This window comes from uncultured Campylobacter sp. (assembly GCF_938030785.1).
GTDB lineage: Bacteria > Campylobacterota > Campylobacteria > Campylobacterales > Campylobacteraceae > Campylobacter_B.
Map to the genome: position 1 here is coordinate 1 of NZ_CALHIK010000157.1, position 3,672 is coordinate 3,672.

Here is a 3,672-nt window from a genome sequence, read left to right on the forward strand (position 1 = left end):
CGAGCTGATCCTAGACGGCTCGACCGACGCGTCTAAAATAGAGATCATCACTGAGCTAAGGGCGCAAGATGGGACTATTTGATTTTACCTTCGGTAAAGAGAAATACGACTTTGACACTCTGCCGAACCGCCGCGGCACGAAGTCGCTTAAATGGGACGTGGGCGAGAATGAGCTTCCGATGTGGGTTGCCGATATGGACTTTGCCGTAGCGCCCGAGATCATCGAGGCTCTGCAAAAGCGGCTAAACGAGCGGGTTTTGGGCTATTCGCTTGTGGATGATGAGTGGCGCAGCGCGTATCAAGGCTGGTGGCTCGCGCGTTACGATTATAAAATCCAAAAGGAGTGGCTGATCTATGCCGGCGGCACGCTACCTGCGATCGATTCGATCATCCGCAAGCTCACTTCACCCGCCGAAAACGTGCTGCTGATGAGCCCGGTTTACAACTGCTTTTACTACTGTATCAAAAACGCCGCCCGCATGCCGATAGAAAACGAGCTTGCCTATGCTAACGGCGATTACAGCATTGATTGGGAGGATCTACAGACCAAGCTTGCCGATCCGCAGACGACGCTTTTTATTCTTTGTAACCCGCATAATCCGGTCGGTCGCACCTTTAGCAGGGATGACCTTGCTCGTATCGGTGAGCTGTGTGAGAAGCACGGCGTGACGGTGCTTAGCGATGAGGTGCATTGCGATCTGACCGAGCCGGGCGTGCGTTACACGCCATTTGCTGCCGCGAGCGAGACGTGCGAGAAAATTTCAGCCTCCATAATCGCTCCTACGAAGGCGTTTAACATCGCGGGGCTGCAAAGCGCGGCGGTCTTTGCCGCGAATAAACGCTTGCGTCATAAAATTTCAAAGGCGCTAAATTCCGACGACATCGCCGAGCCGAATTTTTTCGGTGTCCAAGGAGCGATCGCCGCATTTACGAAGGGTGCGCCGTGGCTGGACGCGCTGCGCGAATACCTCAGCGAAAATCGTAAATTCGCGACGGAATTTATCGCGCGTGAGCTTCCGCAGGTGCATGTCGTGCCGCAAGACGCGACTTATCTGATGTGGCTTGACGCGGGCGCTTACACGCAGGATAGCGCGGAGCTTGCGCGCTTCATCCGCGAAAAAACGGGGCTGTATCTCTCCTGCGGTGCGCAATACGGCAAGGGCGGCGAGAAATTTTTGCGCCTAAATATCGCGACTTCTAGGGCGCTGCTAAAAGACGGGCTAGGGCGGCTGAAAGAGGCGCTAAAGATTTGCCCGCATTAAGCAAGCTGCGGCGCGGCAAGGACGAAATTTAAAATTTATAACGGCCAAATTTAAAGCGGCGGAGCAAATTTTAAAATTTTGCAGTAGGGCGCGAGCTTTGCGCTAAATTTAGCGACGATCAGGCTGTGGCGCGCGGTTAAATTTAAACATTTGCGCGGCAAAAATCGGCGCTTAAATGCGTTACAAAAGGCGGATTATGGATAGAAACGGCGATTTAGAGGAGCTTTACCTACTTGAAAAACGGCGCGAAAAGCTCGCGCGCATTAGCAAGCTCGTCTCATTTTTGATAACCCTGCTGCTGCTCGGGCTTTACGTGTTTTTGAATACCAGGGCGGAGTCCGTCTCATTTGATACGAACTGGCTCATAGTCGCGCTTTTCATCATCTTTCCAGTTTTAAACGGACTGCTCTACCGCTTATTTTACAGCTTAAGCTTTGACAAAAACGATGACGCGCAGCGCGCAAATTTTGATAAATTTAGCGACTTAGACACGGCGCAAGACAGGGGCGCGCTAGGGCAGGGCGCAGCGCAAGATGGGCAAATTTTTAGCGCCGATGCGAAAGAGGGGCAGGTATTAAAAGCTGAAGTAGACGAGGGCGGTAGCTACGAAAGCAGTAGTAGCCGCGCGAGCGCTATTTATGGGAGGTTTGAGCCTAAAGCCACCGAAGGTGAGGGCGGGAGTGAAAAAGACGGCGAGACCCAGTCAAAATTTAACTTTCTAGCGGATTTGCAGAGCCTAGAAGATGAGCGCGCGGCGCTGCAAAAAGCGGTTAAAAAGGCCAACATCATCGCCGCTGCCGTAGGGACCAGCGTGGGCGTGCTCGTGGCGCGCTTTTGGGACGAAGTGGCGTCCGGCGTATTTTTCGGCATCTCCGTTTACGGCGTCGTGGACGCTCTTTTAACGGCGAGCAAAAGACGGAATTTCAGATCAAATTTCAAAAGCAAGGTCGTCGCGAGCATCGCAAAAAGCTTCGGGCTTAGCTATGACGAAAGCGGCGGGCTAGGGGCAGATGAGTTTTTTGAAATTTACGACTGCTACATAAACGAGCAATCGAGCGAGGATATGATGAGCGGGGAGGTGCAGGGCGTGCCAGTGAGGTTTAGCGACTTTTACGCCGCCGAAAAGGTGCGCACCAAAAACGGCACTCGCACCGATGTAAAATTTCAAGGAGTGCTTTTCGTCGCGGACTTTCACAAAAGGCTTAACTGCGAGGTGCGGGTATGTCACAAAAACTCGCGAAATCTGCGCAAATACGGGCAGCGAGCGAATATGGACGACGTGAAATTTGAGGAATTTTTCGATGTCTATACGACTGATCAAGTGGGCGCTAGATACGCGCTGACGCCGCTTTTGATGCAGCGACTGACGGAGGTTTATTTAAGGCTAGGCTCGCAGATAAACGCGGTGCTAAGGGAGGATAAAATTTACGTGGCGATCGAGACCTGGCGCGATAATTTCGAGCCTAGAATCGACTGCTCGCTAAAGCAGGACGCTACTATAGAGCTTTACGTAGATGAGATCGGCGCGCTTGTGGGTATCGTGAGTGAGCTAAATTTGAACCGTAAAATTTGGAGCGAATGAAGTGGGCGGCGGCGCGGTGGAATATGGCAGAGGCGATTGCATACGGCTGTGGCGGCGCACAGATAGACAAGGACAAAGCGTGCGAGATCGCAGGCTTAGCGTGGCAGCGGCACGGATGCGCTGTGTAGCTGAGCGTAGAAATGGATGCGTTGCGCGGATCGTGCGTTTGGCTCTTAAATTGGTACGGAAATTTAGCCCGCGTGGGGCCTACAAGCTGCTTTGAGCTCTAATCAAAAGATGGGGTGCGTGTGCGGTTAGTGCCCGCATAAAATTTTGCAAGTCGTCTATAAAATTTTTATAAATTTCCAATTCGGTTAATGCGCGGCCGCTTGCGATTTATCATCGCTCGCACGGCAAAATTTTTACCGCACGAGCAGTTTGCGTTGGAATTTTACTATCGCTTGAAATTTTACGCCGCCGCTCGCGAGTTAAATTTTACCGCGACGACGGGCGCTAGATTGCGTTTCGGCTCGGCTAAATTTACTCAGCGGCAAATTCGCCGCGTGGAAGCAAAACTCTGCCGCTAGATCGATAAATTAGCTAGCGTATAGAAGCGCTCGCCGCCACTTTTGATGTTTACAGCCGCCGTTCAGTGAAGATACGGCGGCTCGTCGCTGCGAAGTTGCAGGGCTTGATAATTGCCCTGCTAAATTAGACGGCGAATCTAAATTTATAATTTCCCGCCCTCGATTACGACGTCGTCAGCCTTGATGTCGTCGCCGTATACCGGCGCTAGCGTCGCGTTGTAGTCGGCGTGGAAAAATTTCTCGTCTGCGAGCTTTACGATTAGATCGTCAAGCCATTTGCGAAGCTCGTCGTTGCCCTTTT

2 protein-coding genes are annotated in these 3,672 nt (G+C 52.1%); both read left to right on the forward strand.

Annotated features, from left to right (window positions below; translation table 11 throughout):
- Positions 1-68 precede the first annotated feature (68 nt).
- Positions 69-1,262, forward strand: coding sequence for a MalY/PatB family protein (locus Q0438_RS09270; protein WP_299190346.1), 1,194 nt, complete (start codon positions 69-71; stop codon positions 1,260-1,262).
- A gap of 196 nt (positions 1,263-1,458) precedes the next feature.
- Positions 1,459-2,844, forward strand: a complete 1,386-nt coding sequence (locus Q0438_RS09275) for a DUF3137 domain-containing protein (RefSeq protein WP_299190348.1) — start codon at positions 1,459-1,461, stop codon at positions 2,842-2,844.
- Positions 2,845-3,672: the final 828 nt, after the last annotated feature.